The sequence below is a fragment of the Sphingomonas sp. genome (assembly GCF_031426035.1).
Lineage (GTDB): Bacteria > Pseudomonadota > Alphaproteobacteria > Sphingomonadales > Sphingomonadaceae > Sphingomicrobium.
In genome coordinates, this window is the sequence record NZ_JANPKO010000053.1 from 1 (window position 1) to 23,033 (window position 23,033).

Annotated in this window: 22 protein-coding genes; 19 read left to right on the forward strand and 3 right to left on the reverse strand. The window is 68.3% G+C overall.

The window, feature by feature from the left end:
* On the reverse strand, positions 1 to 1,202 hold a 1,202-nt coding region (locus RMP08_RS03225), incomplete at its 3' end, for an NAD-dependent succinate-semialdehyde dehydrogenase (RefSeq protein WP_310467551.1).
* Between the two features lie 75 nt (positions 1,203 to 1,277).
* Here RMP08_RS03225 and RMP08_RS03230 point away from each other — a divergent pair.
* From RMP08_RS03230 to RMP08_RS03315, 18 genes are all read left to right on the forward strand, one after another.
* On the forward strand, positions 1,278 to 1,577 hold the full coding sequence (locus tag RMP08_RS03230) for an SCP2 sterol-binding domain-containing protein (RefSeq protein WP_310467552.1): 300 nt from the start codon (positions 1,278 to 1,280) through the stop codon (positions 1,575 to 1,577).
* An 83-nt stretch (positions 1,578 to 1,660) separates the two neighbouring features.
* Positions 1,661 to 2,371 (forward strand): CoA transferase subunit A, encoded by a 711-nt coding sequence (locus RMP08_RS03235; protein ID WP_310467553.1) that lies wholly within the window; start codon positions 1,661 to 1,663, stop codon positions 2,369 to 2,371.
* Positions 2,368 to 2,811 carry a hypothetical protein gene (locus RMP08_RS03240; RefSeq protein WP_310467554.1) on the forward strand — a complete coding sequence of 148 codons (444 nt, stop codon included), beginning with the start codon at positions 2,368 to 2,370 and terminating at the stop codon, positions 2,809 to 2,811. The genes RMP08_RS03235 and RMP08_RS03240 overlap by 4 nt, the downstream gene beginning before the upstream one ends.
* Positions 2,811 to 3,464: a 3-oxoacid CoA-transferase subunit B gene (locus tag RMP08_RS03245; RefSeq protein WP_310467555.1), complete on the forward strand. Its 654-nt coding sequence runs from the start codon at positions 2,811 to 2,813 to the stop codon at positions 3,462 to 3,464. Before RMP08_RS03240 ends, RMP08_RS03245 begins: the two co-directional genes overlap by 1 nt.
* A 45-nt stretch (positions 3,465 to 3,509) precedes the next feature.
* Positions 3,510 to 4,175, forward strand: coding sequence for a ferritin-like domain-containing protein (locus RMP08_RS03250; RefSeq protein ID WP_310467556.1), 666 nt, complete (start codon positions 3,510 to 3,512; stop codon positions 4,173 to 4,175).
* 103 nt (positions 4,176 to 4,278) lie between these two features.
* Entirely contained in the window at positions 4,279 to 5,091 is an 813-nt protein-coding gene (locus RMP08_RS03255; protein ID WP_310467557.1) for an N-acyl homoserine lactonase family protein, read from the forward strand.
* A 14-nt stretch (positions 5,092 to 5,105) separates the two neighbouring features.
* A complete protein-coding gene (locus RMP08_RS03260) occupies positions 5,106 to 5,792 on the forward strand; it encodes a glutathione S-transferase family protein (protein ID WP_310467558.1) in 687 nt (228 codons plus the stop codon).
* Positions 5,793 to 5,817: 25 nt separating this feature from the next.
* Positions 5,818 to 6,813, forward strand: a complete 996-nt coding sequence (locus RMP08_RS03265; RefSeq protein ID WP_310467559.1) for an NADPH:quinone oxidoreductase family protein — start codon at positions 5,818 to 5,820, stop codon at positions 6,811 to 6,813.
* Positions 6,810 to 7,526 (forward strand): hypothetical protein, encoded by a 717-nt coding sequence (locus RMP08_RS03270; RefSeq protein ID WP_310467560.1) that lies wholly within the window; start codon positions 6,810 to 6,812, stop codon positions 7,524 to 7,526. The genes RMP08_RS03265 and RMP08_RS03270 overlap by 4 nt, the downstream gene beginning before the upstream one ends.
* A gap of 54 nt (positions 7,527 to 7,580) precedes the next feature.
* Entirely contained in the window at positions 7,581 to 8,180 is a 600-nt protein-coding gene (gene msrA / locus RMP08_RS03275; protein ID WP_310467561.1) for a peptide-methionine (S)-S-oxide reductase MsrA, read from the forward strand.
* 74 nt (positions 8,181 to 8,254) lie between these two features.
* A complete protein-coding gene (locus RMP08_RS03280; protein WP_310467562.1) occupies positions 8,255 to 8,584 on the forward strand; it encodes a DUF1476 domain-containing protein in 330 nt (109 codons plus the stop codon).
* Complete coding sequence (locus RMP08_RS03285) at positions 8,584 to 8,823, forward strand: BolA family transcriptional regulator (protein WP_310467563.1); 240 nt, start codon at positions 8,584 to 8,586, stop codon at positions 8,821 to 8,823. The genes RMP08_RS03280 and RMP08_RS03285 overlap by 1 nt, the downstream gene beginning before the upstream one ends.
* A 1-nt stretch (position 8,824) precedes the next feature.
* Positions 8,825 to 9,145, forward strand: coding sequence for a Grx4 family monothiol glutaredoxin (grxD, locus tag RMP08_RS03290; protein WP_310467564.1), 321 nt, complete (start codon positions 8,825 to 8,827; stop codon positions 9,143 to 9,145).
* Positions 9,146 to 9,409: 264 nt separating this feature from the next.
* A complete protein-coding gene (locus tag RMP08_RS03295; RefSeq protein ID WP_310467565.1) occupies positions 9,410 to 10,660 on the forward strand; it encodes a glycosyltransferase in 1,251 nt (416 codons plus the stop codon).
* A 23-nt stretch (positions 10,661 to 10,683) separates the two neighbouring features.
* Positions 10,684 to 11,553 (forward strand): MBL fold metallo-hydrolase, encoded by an 870-nt coding sequence (locus RMP08_RS03300; protein WP_310467566.1) that lies wholly within the window; start codon positions 10,684 to 10,686, stop codon positions 11,551 to 11,553.
* The gene (locus tag RMP08_RS03305; RefSeq protein ID WP_310467567.1) at positions 11,535 to 12,260 is read left to right on the forward strand and encodes a DUF4230 domain-containing protein; all 726 of its coding nucleotides are present in this window, start codon (positions 11,535 to 11,537) and stop codon (positions 12,258 to 12,260) included. Before RMP08_RS03300 ends, RMP08_RS03305 begins: the two co-directional genes overlap by 19 nt.
* Positions 12,257 to 13,270 (forward strand): quinolinate synthase NadA, encoded by a 1,014-nt coding sequence (gene nadA / locus RMP08_RS03310; RefSeq protein ID WP_310467568.1) that lies wholly within the window; start codon positions 12,257 to 12,259, stop codon positions 13,268 to 13,270. Before RMP08_RS03305 ends, nadA begins: the two co-directional genes overlap by 4 nt.
* A 75-nt stretch (positions 13,271 to 13,345) precedes the next feature.
* Positions 13,346 to 13,969 (forward strand): DUF6445 family protein, encoded by a 624-nt coding sequence (locus RMP08_RS03315; protein ID WP_310467569.1) that lies wholly within the window; start codon positions 13,346 to 13,348, stop codon positions 13,967 to 13,969.
* 9 nt (positions 13,970 to 13,978) lie between these two features.
* Here the strand turns inward: RMP08_RS03315 and RMP08_RS03320 are convergent, their stop codons facing one another.
* Entirely contained in the window at positions 13,979 to 18,625 is a 4,647-nt protein-coding gene (locus RMP08_RS03320) for a calcium-binding protein (protein ID WP_310467570.1), read from the reverse strand.
* A gap of 220 nt (positions 18,626 to 18,845) precedes the next feature.
* Positions 18,846 to 20,801, reverse strand: coding sequence for a tetratricopeptide repeat protein (locus RMP08_RS03325; protein WP_310467571.1), 1,956 nt, complete (start codon positions 20,799 to 20,801; stop codon positions 18,846 to 18,848).
* A 99-nt stretch (positions 20,802 to 20,900) separates the two neighbouring features.
* On the opposite strand from RMP08_RS03325, the gene RMP08_RS03330 reads away from it, so the two are divergent.
* Positions 20,901 to 23,033: calcium-binding protein (locus tag RMP08_RS03330; protein WP_409049762.1), on the forward strand; the 2,133-nt coding region annotated here is incomplete at its 3' end.

The following is a 23,033-nucleotide window of genomic DNA, read 5'->3' on the forward strand; positions in this document are numbered from 1 at the left end:
GCCTCGTGAATCGCCTCGTCGAAATCCTTGAACGCGTGGCTGACGGCAACCGGGCCGAACGGCTCCTCGTTCATGATCTCGGCCTCGTTGGAGACGTCGGCGAGGAGGGTCGGCTGGAAGAAGAAGCCGCCGTCCCCGGGACCGCCGCCGGCGAGCACGCGTGCGCCCTTGGCCCGCGCATCGTCGATCAGCGCGCCGACCGCCTCGGGCCGGCGGGCGTTGGCGAGCGGGCCCATCTTGGTGTCGGCCGCGAGGCCGTCGCCGATCTTCACTTTCGCCGTGCGCTCGGCGAAACCCTTGAGGAACGCTTCGTAGATGCTGTCCTGCACGTAGAAGCGAGTCGGCGACACGCACACCTGGCCGGCGTTGCGGAATTTCTGGGGCACGACCATGTCGAGGGTCTTCTCGAGGTCGCAATCGTCGAAGATCAGCACCGGCGCGTGGCCGCCGAGCTCCAGCGTGATGCGGGTCATCGAATCGGCCGCCTGGTGCATCAACTGCTTGCCGACCGGGACCGAGCCGGTGAAGCTGACCTTGCGCACGATCGGCGAGGCGAGCAGCGTCTCGCTGACCAGTTTGGCCTTGCCGTGGACCAATTGCGCGACCCCCGCGGGGATGCCGGCATCGGCCAGCGCACGGAACATCTCGCCGGTGCAGCCCGGGGTTTCCTGCGGCGGGCGGCTGATCACGGTGCACCCCGCGGCGAGTGCGGCGGAGACTTTCTTGGCGAGCAGATAGAGCGGGAAATTCCACGGGGTGAAGGTCGCGACGACGCCAACCGGCTGGCGGATGACGATCGAGCGTTGCCCGGTCGGGCGCACCAAAGTGCGGCCGTAGTCGCGCTTGATCTCCTCCGCGTACCAGTCGAACATCGAGGCCGATCCGGCGACTTCGGCGCGGCTCTCGACCAATGGCTTGCCCTGCTCCTGGGTCATCACGCGGGCGATGGTGTCGGCGCGCTCGCGCATCAGGTCGGCGGTCTTGCGCAGAATCGCGGCGCGCTTGTCGGCGTCGGTCGCGCGCCATTCGGGCCAGGCGCGATCGGCGGCGGCAAGCGCCTCGTCGATGTCGGCCTTGCTCGCCAGCGGCAGCTCGGCGAGGCCGCCCCCGCTGGCCGGATTGATCACGGTGTGATGGTCGCGGCCTTCGCCGGTGCGCCAGCTGCCATCGATGAACAGCTGCAAGTCGGTGTCATAGCTCATGGGTGGCCAGATAGGCGCGCCTTGAACCGGCTGCAACGCCCCGCTAGCAGCGGCGGCGAATAAGGAGATGCGGCGATGACCAAGCAGGAACTGGTGACGAGGATGCAGGACGCCGGCGCGTGGCTCCCGGGCAAGCGCGTCAAGCTCGACTTCGGCGGCGACGGCACGATCATGCTCGACGGCGCGGCGAGCCAGGTCAGCGAGGACGACGGCGACGCCGACACCACGATCAAGGTCGGCTGGGACGACTGGCAGGCGATGGCCGCGGGCCAGTTGGACGGCATGACTGCGTTCATGACCGGCAAGTTGAAGGTCGAGGGCGACATGTCCAACGCGATGCAATTGCAGGGCGTGCTGGCCAAGTTGAAGGGTTAAAATGACTGTTCCCCGGCGAAGGCCGGGGCCCAGGAGCAATTGTCTGCTGGACCCCGGCCTTCGCCGGGGAACGAGGAGTGCGAATGGCGCAGAAAATCTATCCCGATGCCAAATCCGCGCTCGACGGGCTGCTGCATGACGGCATGACCATCGCCGCCGGCGGGTTCGGGCTGTGCGGCATCCCCGAGCGGCTGATCGACGCGATCGTCGCCAGCGGGGTCAAGAACCTGACCATCGCCTCCAACAATGCCGGGATCGACAACGAAGGGCTCGGCAAGCTGCTGCGCACGCGCCAGGTCGGCAAGATGATCTCGTCCTACGTCGGCGAGAACAAGGAGTTCGAGCGGCAGTATCTGGCCGACGAGCTCGAGGTCGAATTCTGCCCGCAGGGGACGCTCGCCGAACGGATGCGCGCGGGGGGCGCGGGCATCCCGGGTTTCTACACCAAGACCGGCGTCGGCACCCAGGTCGCGCACGGCAAGGAAGTCAAGGAATTCGACGGAGAGGAGTATATCCTCGAGCGCGGCATCCGCGCCGATCTCGCCATCATCAAGGGCTGGAAGGCCGACGAGGCGGGCAATCTGATGTTCCGCAAGACCGCGCGCAACTTCAACCAGCCGGCGGCGACCTGCGGCAAGATCTGCGTCGCGGAAGTCGAGGAAATCGTCCCCGTCGGCAGCCTCGACCCCGACTGCATCCACGTCCCGAGCATCTACATAAAACGCCTGATCCTCGGCGCGCCCTACGACAAGAAAATCGAATTCCGCACGGTGCGGACGCGAGAGGCGGCGTGACGGGCAGGAACCTATGGCTGGTCGCCGGCGGCGGGTTGAGCGCGATCGCCGCCATGCTGCATATCGGAGTGATCCTCGGCGGGCCGAACTGGTATCGTTTCTTCGGCGCAGGTGAAGCGATGGCGCGCATGGCCGAGCGCGGCGACCCGATTCCGGCGATCGTCACCGCGGGAATCGCCATCGTGCTCGCCGTCTGGTCGGCCTACGCGTTCGCCGGGGCCGGGCTGATCCGGCGCTTGCCGCTGATGCGCACCGCGCTGGTCGCGATCAGCGCGATCTATCTAGTGCGCGGGCTGCTGATCGTGCCGCTGATGTTGCAACCGAGCCCCACGCAATTCGACATCTGGTCTTCGCTGATCGTGCTCGGATATGGCGCCGTTTACGCGATCGGCACCGCGCGAGCGTGGCCGGCACTGTCGCTCAAGGAAAGCAGGGTCTGATGGATTCCGCAGTTAAAGGCTGGACCCGCGACGATATGGCCGCCCGCGCGGCGAAGGAGCTCGAGGACGGCTATTACGTCAACCTCGGGATCGGCATTCCGACATTGGTCGCCAACCATATTCCCGATGGGCTGACGGTCACCCTCCAGTCCGAAAACGGCATGCTCGGGATCGGGCCGTTCCCGTACGACGACGAGGTCGACCCCGACCTCATCAACGCCGGCAAGCAGACCATCAGCGAGCTCGATTCTTCGTCGTATTTCTCCTCGTCGGACAGCTTCGCGATGATCCGCGGCGGGCATATCGATTTGACCGTGCTCGGCGCGATGGAAGTCGCGGAGAACGGCGACATCGCCAACTGGATGATTCCCGGAAAAATGATCAAGGGCATGGGCGGGGCGATGGACCTCGTCGCCGGGGTCAAGAAGATCATCGTGGTGATGGAGCATGTCTCGAAGAACGGCGACCCCAAGTTCATCCCCAAATGTACGCTGCCGCTGACCGGCAAGAACGTGGTCGACATGATCATCACCGACCTCGCGGTGTTCCACCGCCCCGATCACAGCAGCCCGTTCAGGCTGGTCGAGCTGGCGCCGGGGGTCACCGCCGACGAGGTCGCCGCGCAGACCACCGCAAACTATGTTGCGGCATAAGTCCTTAGCTTGAAACAAGGCCCGATCCGCGCGACACATACGGGCATGCTGCAGCGTCTCCGCCAGCGCTATCTCGATGTCCTCGGCTCGATCTACATCTACAACGAGCACCGCGGCTACTCGAGCATCGACCGCATCATCCGCGCCGCGCGCGCGGCCTGGCCCGACGACGCCGCGTTCCTCGCCGAGCTCGAGGCACACCGCCGCGACGAGCGCAAGCATTACCTGATGTTCCGGCGGTGGTTCGAGGCGCGCGGGCGGATGCCGCTCAGCGTCGACCGCACCTGCGGCCATATCGACCGCCTCGTCCGGCTGACCTTCGGCTGCCATGTCGACGACCTCGACGAGGCCGCGATCGCGGCCGACCCGGCACTGTTCGCCAAACTGTGCCGGATCATCGTGCTCACCGAGCAGCGCGGGATGCGCCAGGTCGACATCCTGCTGCAATCGAGCCTGATCCACGGCGACGCCCGCCTGCACAAGATCTTCAAGGTGATCGAGGCCGACGAGCCGAGCCACTGGGCGCCGTACCAGGCATGGCTCGAGCGCAACCGCGGCGGCGCCCCGCGGCGCAGCGAGCGGATCGCCGACTGGCTGGTCCACCGCACCTTGCTGCTGATCAAGTTGCCGGCCCTGTTCCTCAACCCGCGGGTCAAGCGCCGCGCGGCGTGGCAGGACGATTCCGACCCGTCCCCGCTGCTCGCCGGCTGATTTTCGACCGGACGCCGCGCCCCATCGGCAGGCGGGGGCGCAGTGCTGGTGACGATTGGCCCCTCGCACGCTTACTCTGGCGCTTCGTGATGGGGGACCAAGCGTGATCAACCTGCTCGGAGCATTGCTCGCCGCCGCCACCTTGCAGGCCGCGCCCGCCGCCGCCCCACCCGCTGCACCACCGGCCACGATCAAGCTGTGGCGGCTCGACTGTGGCCGGCTCGACGAGAATAAGGGGCGGCCGTGGGCATGGCAGCAGGTGCCGACCCCGTGCCCCTGTTATCTGGTCGCGCACAACGGGCGTTACCTGCTGTGGGATGCCGGGGTTTCCAAGCGCGCGCTCGGCAACGCCCATCCGGTCGCCAAGCTCGACCGCACGATTTCCGACCAGCTCGCCGACATCGGGGTCAAGCCCCAGCAGGTCGAGTTCATCGGGATAAGCCATTTCCACGGCGACCATACCGGGCAGGCGACGCAATTCCCCCAGGCCACGCTGCTGATCGGCGCCGGCGACCTCGCCGTGCTCCGGCGCGCTTCGCCGACACCGGGCGCCGCGCCGCCGCACATCCAGCCGTGGCTCGACGGCAAGTCGAAGGTCGAGGCGCTGGAGGAAGACCGCGACGTGTTCGCCGACGGGCGGGTGACGATCCTCAAGACCAACGGCCACACGCCGGGCCACAATGCGCTGCTGGTCAAGCTCGCGACCGGCCCGGTGATCCTCGCCGGCGACCTGTGGTTCAGCCACTCCGATGCGTTGCGCGCGACCATGCCCGAGTTCAACTCGGGGCGCGCCGAGACGATCGCCTCGCGCGACCGCATCGGACGGCTCGCGGAAAAGCTGGACGCGGTGATCATCCTCCAGCACGAGCCCGCCGATATCGCCAAGCTGCCGGCGTTCCCCGCGGCGGCGCAATAAGGTCGTTCGAGAAGATGTACCGGCTGATCACCGCCAACCGCAATTATTCGAGCTGGTCGCTGCGTCCGTGGGTGCTGATGACCACGCTCGGCATTCAGTTCGCGGACGAGCAGGTGACCTTCGCCGGGCTCGACAATTACGCCGAGTTCCGCCGCTTTTCGCCGAGCGGGCAGGTGCCGGTGCTGGTCGACGGCGATCGCACGGTGTGGGATTCGCTCGGCATTGTTCTGTATCTCGCCGACCGCCACCCCGGCGTGTGGCCGGCGGACGAAACGGCGAAGGCGTGGGCGCAGTCCGTCGCGGCCGAGATGCACGGCGGGTTTGGGGCGCTGCGCAACGACTGCACCATGAACGTCGGCGTGCGCGTCCGCCGCAACCCGGATAGCCCCGCGCTGGCCAGGGACATCGCGCGCATTTCAGAAATTTTCGAGGAGGGCCTGGAGCGGTTCGGCGGACCATTCCTCGCCGGCGCGGAGTTCACCGCCGCCGACGCCTTCTTCGCGCCCGTGGTGTTCCGCATCCGCGGCTACGCGATCGACGTCGGGCAGCTCGGCACGGCGTGGGTCGAGCGCATGCTCGCGCTGCCGGCGATGCGCGAGTGGGAGCGGGCCGCGCTGGCCGAACCGTACCGCGAGGAGGGGCATGAGGCCGAGCTTTCGGCCGCGGGCAGCATTATCGCCGACTACCGCGCTCCCCTTTGATGCCAATTGGCGATAGGGGAGGGCGATGAAAGCTCTCCTCTCGGACTCCCCCGGCGGTCCCGACACGCTGCGCCTCGCCGATCTCCCCGACCCCGTGCCCGGCCCCGGCGAATTGCTCGTCCGCGTACGCGCCGCCGCGATCAACTTTCCCGATGTGCTGATCATCGAGGACAAATATCAGATGAAGCCGCCGCGCCCGTTCGCGCCGGGCGGGGAGCTGGCCGGGGAGGTCGAAGCGCTCGGCGATGGCGTCACCGGCTGGCAGGTCGGCGACCGGCTGATCGCGGTGCCCGGCTTCGGCTGCCTCGCGGAAAAGATCGTCATTCCAGGCAAGTCGGCGATCCCCTTGCCCGCCGCGCGCAGCTTCACCGACGGCGCCGCGCTGATGCTGACCTACGCCACCTCGATCCACGCGCTGTACGACCGCGGCCGGCTCGAAAGCGGCCAGACCCTGCTCGTGCTCGGCGCCGCCGGCGGGGTGGGGCTCGCCGCGGTCGAGCTCGGCAAGGCCAAGGGCGCTCGCGTGATCGCCGCGGTGTCGTCCGACGAAAAAGCCGCCGCCGCGCGCGAGGCCGGCGCCGACGACGCCATCGTCTACCCGCGCGGGCCGTTCGACCGCGACGGCCAGAAGGCGCTGTCGGAGCAGTTCAAGGCCGCGGTCGGCCCCGCCGGCGCCGACGTCATCTACGACCCGGTCGGCGGCGACTATGCCGAGCCGGCGTTGCGCGCGATCGGGTGGGAGGGGCGCTATCTGGTGGTCGGCTTCCCCGCCGGCATCCCCAAGCTGCCGCTCAACCTGACCTTGCTCAAGAGCTGCGACGTGTGCGGGGTGTTCTGGGGGGCATTCGCGATGCGCGACCCCGCCGCCAATGCGGCGCATGTTGCGACGCTGTTCCGGCTGTGGGACGAAGGGAAAATTTCGCCGCGGGTCAGCGCAACTTTCCCGCTCGAGCGCGGCGGCGAGGCGATCGCCGCGATGGCCGCGCGCCAGGCGATCGGCAAATTAGTGGTGACGGTTTGACCACCACGCAAACGCGCATCGACAAGCGTTTCTGCGGCCCGCCGGACAGCGGCAACGGCGGCTATGTCGCGGGAATCGTCGCGGGCGTGCTGGGCGGCTCGGGCTGCGTGGTGACGCTGCATCGCCCGCCGCTGCTCGACCGGCCGCTCGACCTGAGGACGACGGGAGAGGGCGCGGAATTGCTCGACGGTGAGCTGGTGGTGGCCTCGGCCAAGCCGGAGGACCTTGTGCTCAATGTCCCCGCGCCGCCGAGCCTCGATGAGGCCCGCGCCGCCGAGCAGCATTACACCGGCCACCGGCGGCACAATTTCCCAGGCTGCTTTGTGTGCGGTCCGGAGCGGGGCGAGGGCGATGGTCTGCGGATCTTTCCCGGCGCCGCGGATAGCGGGGTGGCGGCTAGTTGGACCCCGGGCGCGGACCTTGCCGACGAAGCGCGCGCCGTCCGCAGCGAATTCCTGTGGGCCGCGCTCGATTGCCCCGGTTATTTCGCGGTGGAGGAGGCCGCCGGTCTGGCCCTGCTCGGGCGGATGACCGCAGTCATCGAACGCGCTGTGGCCCCCGGCGAGCCATTGGTCGTCACCGGCTGGCCGATCGCCAGCGACGGCCGCAAGCATGACGTCGGAACCGCGCTCCACGATTCCGACGGCGGGCTGGTGGCCTATGCACGCGCGACGTGGATTTCGCCGCTGCGCGCCGACCCGCGCATCCGCTAGCGCGGCGCGCTCGTATTAAGCGGTGAGACAGGCGACACGCGCCAGGAGAACCGCATGACCACGGCCAAATATTTGCTTCCTTTTGCATTGCTGCTGGCGGCGCCGTCGGCGGCATCGGCGGCGAGCGAGACCGCGGTGCTTGCCGGCGGCTGCTTCTGGGGCGTCGAAGCGGTGTTCGAGCATGTCAAAGGCGTCAAGGACGTGGTCTCGGGCTATGCCGGCGGCACGCGCGCCGACGCCAATTATTCGGCGGTCAGCAGCGAGCGCACCGGCCACGCCGAGGCGGTACGGATCATCTACGACCCGGCGCAAATCCGCTACGCCGACCTGCTCAAGATCTTCGTCACCGTCGCCCACGACCCGACCCAGCTCAACCGCCAGGGCCCCGACACCGGCCCCAGCTACCGCTCGGCGATCTTCCCCCAAAACACCGCCCAGCGCCGCGCCGCGCAGGTGTTCCTCGGCGAATTGCAGAAAGCGCGCGCCTTCCCGCGGCCGATCGTGACCAGGATCGAGGGCGGGCAGTTCTTCCCTGCCGAAGCGTCGCACCAGGATTTCGCGCGGCGCAACCCGTACCACCCGTACATCCTGATGCACGACCGCCCCAAGGTGGCCAAGCTCAAGCGCAGCTACCCCACCTTGTACCGCGGTTAGTCCGGGGAACTGCCAATTGCGTTGGAGGGGCTGGCCGCCTATCTCGCGGCTGAAGCGAGAACCAAGGAGCCCGCATGAGCCAGTTCAACGACCGCGAGCGCGCGTTCGAAAGCAAATACGCGCGCGACGAGGAGATGCAGTTCCGCATCCTCGCCCGCCGCAACCGCCTGCTCGGCGAATGGGCGGCGCGCCAGATGAACCTGTCCGAAGCCGAAACCGCGTCCTACGCCAAGGACGTCGTGCGCGCCGATTTCGAGGAAGCCGGCGACGAGGACGTCATCCGCAAGGTGCTCGGCGACCTGACCGCGGCCGGGGTCGAGTGCAGCGACGCCGCGATCCGCGAGGCGCTCGGCCACAAGGAAGTCGAGGCGCGGCGCCAGATCATCGAGGCGACCAACCTCTGATGGCGATGGCCGCGCATGAGATCGAGCAACTGATCCGCGCCGGCATCCCCGGTGCGGAGGTGACCATCACCGATTTAGCGGGCGACGGCGACCATTATGCCGCCCGCGTCGTCGCGCCGGGTTTTGTGGGAATGAGCCGGGTCCGCCAGCACCAGGCGGTGTACGCCGCGTTGGGCGGGCGGATGGGGCAGGAATTGCACGCGCTGCAGCTGACCACCGCGGCGCCGCCAGGAGAGTGACATGACCGACCCCAAGCAGCAGATCGCGGAGATCGTCGGCAAGTCCGACGTCGTCCTGTTCATGAAGGGCACCGCGCTGTTCCCGCAATGCGGCTTCTCGAGCCGCGCGGTGGCCATCCTCGAGCATTTGAAGGTGCCGTACGAGACCGTCGACGTGCTCCAGGACCCGGCGATCCGCCAGGGCGTCAAGGAGTATAGCGACTGGCCGACGGTGCCCCAGCTGTACGTCAAGGGCGAGTTCGTCGGCGGGTCCGACATCATGATGGAAATGTTCGAAAGCGGCGAGCTGCAGCAACTGGTCGGGGTCGAGGCCGAAGGCTGAGCCCGCTGCCGCCCGACCTGCGCCACAAACTAAAAGGGACGGTGGCGCGGGACCAGAAACCGCTGCGCACCGTCCCTTTCGTTGGTCGTGGAACCAAGTGGACACGCTCTATATAGCAATCGGCGTGCCAATTGCTGAAAATGGCGGATTTTCGCCAATGTTCGGGCGACAGCCAGACGGCCGGCCCGGCCAAGCGTAAAATTTCCCGACAGTGGTCGGCAGGAGGAGTGGCACTTTGTTGGGAATGTCGGGTTGAGCAAACGAATGAGCCGCAACGACCCTGGTGACGCGGCGCCGCGCGGGCCCGCGATGCTGATCTGCGACCTCACCCAGAGCTGGTCCGAGGTCGGCGGCGGGGTCGGCACTTACTTGCGCCACAAGCGCAGCCACATCCTAGAGCGCACCCCGCACCGCCATCTGCTGATCGTGCCCGGCGGCCGCGACGAAGTGACCGAGGAAGGCAGGGCGGTAACCGTCACGATCAAGTCGCCCCACGTCCCGGGCAGCCCCAACTACCGCCTGCTGCTGCGCAACGGCGCGGTCAGGAAAGTGCTCGAGCGGTTTCGCCCCGACATCGTCGAATGTCAGGACGCATATAATCTGCCGTGGGCCGCATTGGCGCATCGCAAGCGCTACCCGGCAACCGCTTTGGTCGCGGCCTACTGCACCGATTTTCCCACGGTTTATGTCGAGAAGCCGTTCTCCAAAGTGGTTGGCCGCACGCTCGCGGCTGCCGCCGCAAGGCTATGCTACCGCTATTGCGGCGCGCTTTATTCGCGGTTCGACGCGGTGTTCGCGCTGAGCGAGAACGGCGGCGCCACTAAGCTGCGCGCGCTGGGCGTCCCCGACGTCGACATCGTGCCATTGGGCGTCGAGCTCGGCGATTTCGGCCCCGACCGCCGCGACGACAAGTTGCGCGCCTCGCTCGGGGTCGGCCCCGGCCAGCCGCTGCTGATCTACGCCGGCCGCCTCGATTCGGAAAAAAAGGCCGAAGTGGTGGTCGAAGCGTTCCGGCGCCTGCCCGAAGAGCTTGGCGCGACCCTCGTCCTGCTCGGCGAGGGGCCGCTGCGCGAGGAATTCGCCGCGCTCGGCGTGCCGCGGCTGGTCACCCCCGGCTTCGTGCGCAACCGCGGCGACCTCGCGCGCTGGCTGGCCAGCGCCGACCTCTATGTCTCCGCCTTTGCCGACGAGACTTTTGGGGTGTCGATCGTCGAGGCGCAGGCGTCGGGGCTGCCGGTGGTGGGGGTCGCGGCGGGCGCCCTGATCGACCGCGTCACCCCCGCGGTCGGCCGGCTCGGCCCGGCCGGCGACTCCGCCGCGATGGCCGACAACATCGTCGAACTGTGGCACAGTCCCGAGCGCGCGGCGATGGGCGAGCGCGCGCGCGACTGCGCCCGCCAGTACAGCTGGGACAGCAGCATGGAAGTGCTGTTCGGCCGCGTCTACCGCACCGCGCTGGCGGTCACTGCCGGCCGCCGCCTGCCGCAGCCCGCCGCCACTCCTTCGCTCGCCTGACCGCTTCCCAAGCCCCCCGCCGCATGGCAACAGCCTCAGCGATGGACGCCCCCTACGCCGTCAGTGAGCCGCTCGAGCCGGGGGTTGCGCGCGTGCTTGCGCACAACCCGTCGGCGTTCACCTATACCGGGACCCAGACCTATCTGGTGGGGGACGCGGAGGTCGCGGTGATCGATCCGGGGCCGGACATTCCCGAGCATCTCGACGCGCTGGTCGCGGCGATTGGCGGGCGCCCGGTGGCGGCGATCATGTGCACCCACACCCACCGCGACCACAGCCCCGCGTCGCGCCCGCTGGCGGAAGCGACCGGGGCGCCGATCGTCGGCTGCGCGCCACTGGTGCTCGACGACGCCGGCCCGCGCGCCGACGCCGCGTTCGACCGCGATTACGCCCCCGACCGGGTGCTCGCCGACGGCGAGATGCTCGCGGTCGACGGCCGCGTGCTGGCCGCGGTCGCGACGCCCGGCCATACCTCCAATCATCTGTGCTTCGCGCTTGATGGCGGGGCGATGTTCACCGGCGACCATGTCATGGGCTGGTCGACCACCGTGGTGTTCCCGCCCGATGGCGACATGGCGGCGTACATGGCTAGCCTCGACACGCTGCGCCGGCGCGAAGACCGCGTCTATTACCCCGCGCACGGCCCGCCGGTCACCAACCCCCAGCAATTGGTGCGCGGGATGCAGGGCCACCGCCTCCAGCGCGAGAAGCAGATTTTGCGCCTGGTAACCGAGCAGCCGCGCGACATCCCCGGAATCGTCGCCGGCGCCTACCCCGGCCTCGACCCGCGGCTGGTGGTCGCGGCGGGCGGCTCGGTGCTCGCCCATTTGCTTGACCTGGAGAACCGCAAGCTGGTCAGGCGCGTTGGAGAGACATGGACAAGCGCAGCCTGAGCCCCGTCGCCATGGCCGGAATTGCCGCGGCCCTGCTGCTCGGGCTGCTGTTCGGCGCCGCCAGCGGACTGGGCGAGCGGCTGTTCGGCGCCGGGCCCGACCCCAAGACGATCGCCACCTCGAGCCTCGAATCGATGCGCGCGCAGAACCGCCTGATCGCGTTCGCCGCGCGCTACGTGTCGGTGACCAGCGCGCGCCAGGGCCGCTTCGGCTTCTCCGCCGAGCGCACCCTGATCCTGCCCGGCAGCGTGCGCTACGAGGTCGACCTCGCCAAGCTTCAGCCGAATGACGTGCGCTGGGACGCGGCGTCGAACACGCTGAGCGTGCGCATCCCCGACATCGAGATCGCCGGCCCCGAAGTCGATCTCGCCGCCGCGCGCGAATATGGCTCGTACGGGCTGGTCGCGACGATTGTCGGCGACGAGCAGCGCCTCGACCAGGCCAACCGCGCCGCCGCGGTCGCCGATTTGCGCAAACAGGCCGGCGCCGAATTGCCGATGCGGCTCGCCCGCGACGCCGCGCGCGCCGCGATCGAGCGCAGCTTCGCGATGCCGCTGCAGGCCGCCGGCTTCACCGACGCCAAGGTCTCCGCGAAGTTCGCCGCCGAGGAGGGATCGGACGACCCCTCTTATCTCGACGCGTCGGTTTCCTATAATGAGGCGATGGCGGACGCGCGCCGCCGCCGCGCCGCCGAAGGGAAGCAATGACCGCTCAGCCGACCGATTTGCGAGGCGTCGACCTGCTCGCCGAAATTGCGCGCCTGAAGAAGGAGCGCAACGCGGTCATTCTCGCCCATTATTACCAGAAGCCCGCGATCCAGGATTTGGCGGACTTCGTCGGCGACAGCCTTGACTTGTCGCGCAAGGCGGCCGCCACCGACGCCGACGTGATCGCCTTCTGCGGCGTTCGTTTCATGGCCGAAACCGCGAAAATCCTGTCGCCCGAAAAGACCGTGATCCTGCCCGACATGGACGCCGGCTGCAGCCTCGAGGACAGCTGCCCGCCCGACCAGTTCGCGGCGTTCCGCGCGGCGCACCCCGACCATATCGCGCTGACCTACATCAACTGCTCGGCGGCGGTGAAGGCCCTGTCCGACATCATCGTCACCAGCAGCAGCGCCGACATCATCCTCCAGCAGATTCCGAAAGAGCAAAAAATCATCTTCGGCCCTGACCGCCATCTCGGCGGCTATCTCGCGCGGCGCACCGGGCGCGACATGCTGCTGTGGCCGGGCGTGTGCATCGTCCACCAAGCGTTTTCCGAGACCGAATTGCTCAAGTTGAAGGCCGAGCATCCCGGCGCGCCGGTCGCGGCGCACCCCGAATGCCCGCCGCACATCATCGATCATGCCGACCATGTCGGCTCGACCCGCTCGATCCTCGAGTTCACTTTGGCGTCTCCGGCCGACACCATCTTGATCGCCACCGAGCCCCACATCATCCACCAGATGGAGAAGGCCGCGCCGGGCAAGACCTTCATCGGCGTCCCGGGCGGCGACGGCAATTGCAACTGCAACATGTGCCCGTACATGGCCTTGAATACGCTCGAGAAACTCTATGTCTCCCTGCGTGACCTCAAGCCGCGCATCGAGCTCAGCGACGAGATCATGGCCAAGGCCCGCGTGCCGCTCGAGCGGATGCTCGAAATGGCCGGGCGCACCGTCGGGCAGGGCGATGTCGGCCGCCCGCAGATCGACCCGCGCATCAGCGGCGACTAAGCCAGGTTAGACGCCCCGCCCATTGGTCGGACTGGGCCGGCCATTGGTCTAATCCTCGCACTCGTGCCGCGCGCGATGCGGCATCGTCGCGCGATGACCCCGGCCGTCATCGTGATCGACGATTTCCTCGCCGACCCGCATGCCTTCCGCGCCATGGCGCTGGGGCTCAACTACAACATCGAGGGGCCATACCCGGGGCGCAACTCGGCCGAGCATGTCCGCCTCGACGGGCTCGAGCGGCTCGCCGGGTCGTTCGTCCACCAGCCGCTGAAAGCGCCGTGGCCGCCCGAATCGCACGGCCGCTTCCGCCTCGCCCTGGCGAGCGATGACGAGCCGGGGCGAATCCACATCGACCCCAACGACTGGAGCGGGATCCTCTATCTGTCGCTGCCCGAGCATTGCCGCGGCGGGACCGAATTCTATCGCCATCGCCCGAGCGGCACCGACCGCGTCCCGCGCAGCGTCGAGGAACTGCAGGCCGCCGGCTACGACAGCTACGACGCGCTCAAGCAGCAGGTGATGGAGCGCGACACGCTCGACCGCGCGCAGTGGGAGCTGACCACCACGGTGCCGATGCGCTTCAACCGCCTAGTGCTGATCCAGCCCCATTACTGGCACACTTCGGGATCGGGGTTCGGGTCCGACGTTCACGACGGCCGGCTGGTCTATCTGATGTTCTTCTGGCGCGCCGCGCGCTGACCCGCGCGCTTAGGCCATGAAGTAATCGGCCGGTTCGAACGCGATCTCGCCGGGCTGGCCGAAGCGCGGCACGTCGGCCGCCTCTGCCCGCTCGGCCCATGACGGCAATTCGGGTTGGGGCGCCTGGCTTGCGCTCTTGTTCGGCTCGGCGGCGAGCGCCTGCGCGGCGAAATCGAGGTTGGTCAGAGCGGTGCCCGCGGTGACCCGCGCGAACAGCACTTGCGCGGCGGCGCCGGTGCCGTCGGCATCGAACCAGATGTTACCCGTCGCGCTGTCGTAGATGATGCGGTCGCCGGCATCGTTGGCGGCGGTGCCGAGCTGGAACGCGGCGACGGCGAGCGTGCCCGCCGCGATCCCGGTGAACACCGTGGTCGACAGCAGGAAGCCGTCGTCGGCGACCACGAAGTCGCTGACCGTGTCGACGTTCGTGGTCGCGCTGAGCGGGGTGTCGAAGCGGAACGTGTCGAGACCGGCGCCGCCGATCAACGTGTCGTTGCCGGCCCGCCCGCCGAGCATGTCGTTGCCGCCGCCGCCGCTCAGGACGTTGGCGTTCGGATTGCCGGTCAGGATGTCGTTGAAGTTCGAGCCGGTGACATTCTCGATCGCGGTCAGGGTATCGGTTCCGGCGCTAACCGTGTTCTGGCCGGCCGCGATGTTGAGATTGACCGTCACCGCCGCGGTGGCCGACGCGTAGCTGGCGGTGTCGGTCCCAGTGCCGCCGTCGATGGCGTCGTTGCCGGCGCCGCCGTCGATGACGTCGTCGCCGTCGCTGCCGCGCAGCGTATCCTCGCCGCCGCCGCCGTTGAGCATATTGGACGCGGTGCTGCCGAGCAGGACGTCGTCGAAATCGCTGCCGGTGAGGTTCTCGATCGACACCAGCGTATCGACCGCGCCTGAGCCGTCGTTGGTTGCGGTCGCCGCCGCGAGACTGGCCAGAACGGCGTCCCACGCACCCGAATAATCAGCCGTGTCGGTGCCCAGCCCGCCATCGAGCACATCGGCTCCATCGCCGCCCTGCAGCGTGTCGTTGCCGCCCAGCCCATACAGGCTGTTGGCCTCGAAATCGCCGGTCAGGCGGTCGTTGCCGGTATTCGAGCCCTCGACGATCTCGAAATTGCGGATGGTGTCGGTCCCGGCTCCGGTGATCTGGGCGCCGGTTACATTGAGGTCGACCGTGACCGCCGCGGCGATCGCCGCAAAACTGATCCGGTCGATGCCGTTGCCGCCGTCCATGACATCGTTGTCGGCGTCGGCATGGATGATGTCGTCGCCTTCGCCGCCGAGCAGGGTGTCGTTGCCGGCGCCCCCGCGCAGCGTGTCCGCGCCGCCATTGCCGGCGATGGTGTTGGCCGATGCGTTGCCGGTCAGCGTGTCGCCACCGAGGTAGGAGCCGTGGATGTTCTCGACGCCGATCAGCGTGTCGGTTCCAGCGGCGACAGTGTTCTGGGCGGTTGTCAGGTTGAGATCGACCGTGACGCCCGCGGCGACCTGGTAATAAAATGCTATGTCGATCCCCAGCCCGCCGTCGAGCCGGTCGTTGCCGAGGCCCCCGTTCAAGGCGTCGTTGCCGTCCTCGCCGTACAGCAGGTCATTGCCGCCGGCGCCGGTCAGAATGTCATTTTCCAGACCGCCATAAAGGGTGTTGATGGCGTCGTTGCCGGTCACCGAGTTGCGCCCGGCGTTGCCGGTGCCGTTGAGCGCGGCGGCGCCGGTCAGCGTCAAATTCTCTACGTTGGCGGCGAGCGTCAAAGTGACCGAACTGAGCACCGTGTCGGTGCCTTGCGCGAGCGCCTCGACGACCAGGTCGGTCGCCGAGTCGACGAAATAGGTGTCGTTGCCGGCGAGACCGGTCATGCGGTCGGTGCCGGCGCCGCCGTCGAGCAGATTGTTGCCCAGCGTGCCGGTCAACTGGTTGCTCAGCGAATTGCCGTAGCCGTCGATGTTGCCGCCTTGCAGGACGAGGTTCTCGAGGTTGAGGCCGAGCGTATAGGAGCGCGCCACCGCCGCGGTCACCGTGTCGACGCCCTGGGCGGTCAATTCGGTGATCTGGTCGCCGTCGCCGGAGACGACATAGGAATCGTCGCCGACCCCGCCGAGCAGCCGGTCGGCGCCGTCGGCGCTGATCAACGTGTCGTTGCCGTAGCCGCCGTGGAGCGTGTCGGCGCCGGTGCCGCCGTCGAGGACATTGGCGCCCGACGTGCCGCGGATGACATTGGCGAGGAAATTACCGGTGCCGTTGATGCTACCGGTCCCGATCAGCGTCAGATTCTCGATCCCGGCGCCAAGCGCGTGCGAAACGCTCGCGCGCACCTGATCGCCGGCCGACGCCGCGACTTCGCTGGCGACATCGCCGGCATTGTCGACGACGTAGGTGTCGCTGCCGTTGCCGCCGTTCATGACATCGGCGCCGAGGCCGCCGTCGAGCACGTTGTTGCCGTCGTTGCCGGAGAGGATGTTGGCGAGTTCGTTGCCGGTCGCGTTCACCGCGGCGGCGCCGGTCAGATAGAGATTTTCGAGGTTGGCGCCGAGCGCCCACGATCCGGCGGTCTGTACCGAATCGTCGCCGGCCGCGTCGGCCTCGATGACCTGGTCGCCGGCATCGACGAGATAAGTGTCGTCGCCGTCGTCGCCGGCCAGCACGTCGTTGCCGGCGCTGCCGTCGAGCAGGTTGGCGCCGGCATTGCCGGTCACCTGGTTGTTGAGCGCGTTGCCGGTGGCGTTGATCGCCGCGTCGCCGACCAGGCGCAGATGCTCGACGTCGGCGCCGAGCACATAGCTGATGCTGCTGACCACGGTGTCGATGCCGCCGTTGACGCCCTCGACCACGACATCCAGCTGGTCGGCCAGTTCGCCAATCGGCAGCGCGTCGTCGACAATATAGGTGTCGTTGCCGCCGCCGCCGATCAGGCGGTCGGCACCTTCGCCGCCGTTGAGCGTGTTGTCGGCGGAATTGCCGGTCAGCACGTTGGCCAGGCTGTTGCCGGTCAGGTTGCCCGCCGCGGTGCCGGTCAGCGTCACATTCTCGAGATGCGCGCTGGTGATCGTGTAGCTGGTGGTGACCAGCGCGGTGTCAACGCCGCCATTGAAGGCTTCGACGATGCGATCGCCGGCATCGGCCAGATAGGTGTCGTTGCCGAGCCCACCGGTCAGCGTGTCGTTGCCCAGGCCGCCCTCGAGGATGTCGTTGCCGCTGCCCGCGTTGAGCGTGTCGTTGCCGGCATTGCCCTCGAGCCGGACCGGGGTCGCGCCGGTGTAGTTGAGGATGTTGGGCAATTCGTCGCCGGTCAGCTCGGGCAGGATCGGCGTGCCGTCGGCAGCGAAGCGCTGCGAATAGATGCCGCTGGCCGAGCCGTCCTGCAACGACGATTGCCACGTCACCACAAACTCGCCGCCGGGCAGGGTGGCGATCGACACGATCGTCTGGCTTTGCGCGGTATAGGTATTGACCGCGATCGGATCGCCGACCCGGTTGCCGCTGGCATCGAAGCGCTGGGCGACCACGCCCCAGATGCTGCCGTCGGTCCCCGACGATTGCCAGGCCATGACGAAGCCGCCACCCGCGAACGATGCGATGGCGGGCTTGTAGCCGGTCGCGGAGGCGATCACGTCGCCGCCGACCGTGGCGCCGGCGGCGTTGAACATCTGGAAATGCAGCGGGCCGGAACTGTCGTTCCAGGTCGCGATGTAGCCGCCGTTGGCGAGCGACGTGATGGCCAGCGTGTCCTGCAGGGCATCGTAACCATTGCTGGCAACGCTGACGAGGGTCTCCGTGCCGACCTTGTTGCCATTGGCGTCGTAGCGTTGGAGATAGACTTCGTGGACCATCGCGGTCGAGCCGGGGAAGGTCGGGACCTGGGTATCCGCCCGCCACGCCACTACATAACCGCCGCCGGTGAGCGCGGTGACCTCCGGGTCGATCTGGTTGAGCGTGGTGGTGGTGTTGACCAGCGTCTCGCCGCCGACCTTGGCGCCGGCCGCATCGAAGCGCTGCATGAAAATGTCGAGCGTGACGCCATCGGCGCCGAGCGACTGCCAGGTCACTACGAACCCGCCGTTGGTGAGGCCGGCGATGGCATCGGCGGCCTGGTCGCCCGCCGTGGTGGTGTTGACCAGCGTCTCGACGCCGACCCTGGCGCCCGCCGCGTCGAAGCGTTGCACATAAATGCCGGTGCCGCTGCCGTCCTGCAACGCCGACACCCAGCTAATCGCGTAGCCGCCGCTGCCGAGCGCGGTGATCGAGGGCGTCGACTGGCTTTGCGCCAAGGTCGTATTGACCAGGGTCTCGGTCCCGACGCGCTCGCCGGCCGCGCTGTAGACCTGCGAATAGATTCCGTTGCTGTTGCCGTCGGGCGACTGCCAGGTGACGACATAAAGCCCCCCGCTAAGCGCGGTGACCTGAGAGTTGACCTGATCGCCGGTGGTGGTGATGTTGACGCGGGTCTCGCCCCCCAGCGACAGGCCGAATAGCGCGTCGCTGAGCTGGACTTGCTCGATGCTCAGCAGGCGGTCCTGCCCGGCAGGCCCGGTCGCGGTCCAATACTCGCCGTTGAAGCTGAACGAGGTGCCCGCCTGGGCGCTGGCGATTATGGCCGTGTCGGCAACCCGCACGGTGCCCACATAATCGTCATTCCCCACCGTGCCTGAAATAATCGGCATACGACCTCGCTCGACAATGTTGTAGAACTCGGGTTTAGCCGCGTGTCGGGACATCGCTGTCCGGCAACTTGGACCCCCCCAAGGCCTGCCGTGGAATCCAGCTGGCGGGCAGGTCTAAGCAAAATTAAAACGACGATACAAGCGTTTACCATATCTTCGGGCAATGCCGCGGATTAACCATCGCGTGCTGCGCCGATTCCGCAACAGTTAGGCGCGGGGCTTAGGCTCCGGCCAGGCGCAGCCGCCGCTTCGCTTCCACCGCGAACAGCGTCCCGGCCGGCCAGGCCTGGCTGATCACCGGCGAGCTGGCGGCGATCGCCTGGCGCCCTTCGCTGCCGCGCCCGGCGCGGATCAGGCATTCGCCGCGGATATTGTCGACCCACGCGCTCCGCCACGGATCGTCGGGATAATCGGTGCGCGATACGCGGGCCGCCTCGTCGAGCAGCGCCAGCCCCTGGCGGGTGCGCCCGGTCGCGCAAAAAACGTCGGCGAGGTCGGCGAGGCTCGGCCCGAGCGTGCGGTGCTGGTTGGCGCGCGCCGCCGCGATCGCCTGGTTGAGGCGCCCCTCCGCCTCGCCCAACCGGCCGAGGTGGCGGCGGGCGATGCCGAGGTTGGCGAACTGGAACGCCATGTCGTCATGGGTCGGTCCGCGCTCGGGCAGGCTGATCGCGATGGCGCGCTCGAGCAGGGCGGCCGCCTCGCCAAAGCGGCGCCGCTCGAGCAGCACGCGCGCGAGGTTGTTCAAGGTCGTCGCGACGTCGGGATGGCTGCGCCCGAGGACCTGTTCGTCGACCGCCACATTGCCGCGGAAATAGCGCTCGGCGGCGGCGAGGTCGCGGCGCGCGTAGGCGATCGTCCCGAGCGCATTGAGATTGTCGCTGACGCTTGGGCTGTTGGGCCCTTCGACCTGCCGCCGCAAGGCGAGCGCGCGGCGCGCCAGCGGCTCGGCCTGGTCGAGCCGGCCGGCGTAGAAATGGTTGAGGCCCAGCGCCTCGAGGTCGCGGGCCTGGTCGGCCAGGGCACCGCCGCCGCGCGCCTCGTCGATGCCCAGCGCCGCGCGCAGCACGCGGTCGGCGGGTCCGAACTCGTCGAGCGCGGAAAAAGCCTGGCCGAGCCCGACCAGGATCCGCGAGCGCAGCGCCGGACTGCCTTCGCCGGCACGGTCCAGCGCGCGGCGGAAGCTGGCCTTGGCCGCGTCATAGTCGCCCAGCCGCGCCTGCGATTCGCCGAGCGCGGCGAGCTGGCGCGCGCGCGTCGCCGGCGCGACCGGGGCGAGCGAGAAGGTGCGCCGCACCAGCGCGTCGCCCTTGCGGTACAATCCGAGCGCGCCATAGACCTCGGCCAGCGTGACCCCGAGCTCGGCCTTGACCGTCGGCTCGTCCTTGAGCGCGACATCGAGCTTGTCGGCCGCGCGGTCGACGATTTCGCGCGCGGTGATCGACGCCCCGCGCGCCTCCGACGGGTCGGCCACCGCGAACATGCCCTTGACGAAATCGAGCGTGCGCTCGGCGGTCGCGGTGCGCTGGACCGCGACCTCGCGCTGGCGCACCGCCTCGGCGCGCGAAATCAGCGCGAACACGGTCAGCCCGGCCATCACCAGGAAGCCGACCGACGCCGCGGTGGCGAACGCGAGCAGCCGCTGGTGGCGCCGCGCCGCCTCGCGCTGGCGCAATTCGTCGTAGGGCACGCCGAGGATGCCCGCGAGCAGCTTCAACTTGGCCGCGGCTTTGCCGTCGCCCGACTTGCGCACGTCCGCGGCGAGCGGCTCGGGCGCGCCGTCGGCGGTCAGCGACGGTGGCAGGCATTCGCGTGTCGGGTCGGGTGAATGCGGCTCGCCGTCGACGATGATCAGGCGGACATATTGCGCTCGACCGGCGGCGATAAAGGTGCGGATTTCCTCATCGACCCAGCGCGACCTGGCCGAATTGGGCGAGCAGATCACCACCAGCGTGGCGGATTCCGCCAGCGCCGCCTTGACCGAGGCGGCGAGGTCGGTCGAGGTCGCCAGCTCGTCGCGGTCGCGGAACACCGGCGGCAGCCGCGCCTCGAGCGTCCCCCACGGCGCCGGACGGCCCCACAGCCGCTTGGGCACGCGGTAGCGCTCGAGCGCGCGGTGCAGCCACACCGCCCACGCCCGGTCGCGGTGATTATAACTGATGAATGCGCTGTACCGCATTGCTCTTGGTCAGCCCCCGGCTCCGCGATCCGCTCAAAAGCTAGCGATAAACTTTTGGCGATGATAGGATTTTTAACGAATCGGGGTGGGGCGTAGCAAATGGCGAGAACACGGCGTTCGACGGTCGACGAGCTGGCCGGTTACGATTCGCTCGGGCTCGACAGCCCGACGCTGCCGCAGGACGACTATTACCAGGTCACCCCGTCGATCACGGTGTGGGGCACCGGGCTGGTGACGTTCGGCGCGCCGACGCCTGAGCAGATCGAGTTCATGGCCAACCTCGCCACCAACACCGACCTGTCGACCTTTCCCGGCGACTGCATCGCGATCGGTTTTTCGACAGCGCAGCATCCGGTGATCGAATATTGGACGGGCGGGGTGTGGCTGCGCACGCCGACCGCCGACGTGGTCATCACCGACGACGGCTTTTCGGTGCGCGGGACGGCGACCGGCGACCTGCAGGTCGGGTGGAGGATCGGGCCGGATCCGTTCTTGTCCACCACCGGCACGGTGTTCTGGAGCGACTATAACTACATCAACGGCACCGAGCTCGGCGACACCCGCACCGGCACCGACGGCGCGGAGACGTTGTTCGGCTACGGCGGCAACGATGTGCTCAACGGCGGCGCCGGCAGCGACGCGCTCGACGGCGGGGACGGCAACGACCATCTGATCGGCGGCGCCGGCAACGACCGGCTGTGGGGTGGCGACGGCAACGACATCCTCGATCCCGGGCCCGCCGGCGCGCAATATTTCCGCCTCGGCTTCGGCCAGTTCGACCCGCAGCCGGTCGACGGCGGCGCCGGGTTCGACACGCTGGTGCTCGATTTTTCGGCGTCGGTTGATTCGCAGTCGATCGATGCGGTCCAGTACATGCCGCTCAACGGCGTCACCAACGTCGAGGCGGTCGACATCACCGGTTCGCAGTTCATCGACGTTCTCACCGGCACCGCCAACAACGACCGGCTGGCCGGCGGCGGCGGCTATGACGTGCTGCGCGGCGGGGCCGGCAACGATGTGCTCGACGCCGGGCCCGACGGGCCATCGAGCTTCGGCGGCCTCGCCGAGCCGTTCCGCTACACCGACGTGGGGATCGATCATCTGTTCACCGCGGGCCCCGACGGCGCCACGCTGTCGCTGCGGATCGTCGCCCCGTGCACCTTCCTCCAGGACAGCGGCCTCGAGCGCGGCGGAACCGTCTCCTATGCGTTCACCGTGTCCAACGCCGGCGCGCAGATGTTCATCGACTACGCGCTGCCCGACATGGAGAGCGAAGCCTTCTCGTTCGGCATCGTCGATGCCGAGGGCGTGGAGGTTACCCGGCCCAATTACGACCCGGCGGTGCCGTTCGTGTTTCCCCACGCCGGCGTTTATTATCTGATTGCCCAGATACGCGATTACAATTTCTGGGACTCGGCGCGGCTCAACCTCGACCTCACCTTCGACGACGCCGACGTACTGACCGGCAACCGCCTCTATGGCGGCACCGGCAACGATACCTTCATCGTCAACGCCGCCGGCGACCTGGTAGTCGAGCTCGCCGGCGAAGGCAGCGACACCGTCTACAGCTCGGTCGATTATGGGCTCGCCGCCGAAGTCGAGCATCTGACGCTCACCGGAACCGCCATCAACGGCATCGGCAACGGCGCCGCCAACACCATCGCCGGCAATGCGGCCAACAAGTCCCTCGACGGCGGCCTCGGCAACGATGTCCTGCGCGGCGCCGGCGGCGACGACTGGCTGTACGGCGGCGAGGGCGCGGACGGGCTCGACGGCGGGCTCGGCAACGATTTGCTCGACGGCGGCGACGGCATCGATGTCGCGACCTATTCCGCGGCGGCCGCGGCGGTCAGCGTCAACCTCGCTGTTGCGGGCGCGCAGAACACGCTCGGCGCCGGGATCGACACACTCACGGCGGTCGAAAATTTGATCGGGTCGGGCTTCGCCGACTCGCTCATCGGCAACGCCGGCGCCAACAGCCTCAACGGCTATCACGGCAACGACATACTGCGCGGCGCGGCGGGCAATGACTCGCTGATCGGCGGGGAGGGGGCCGACGCGCTCGACGGCGGGCTCGGCAACGATGCCTTGAACGGCGGCAACGGCGTCGACGTCGCAACTTATTCGGCGGCGGGCGCGGCGGTCAGCGTCAACCTCGCCATCGCCGCCGCGCAGAACACGATCGGTGCCGGGCTCGACACCATCACCGCGGTCGAGAATTTGATCGGCTCG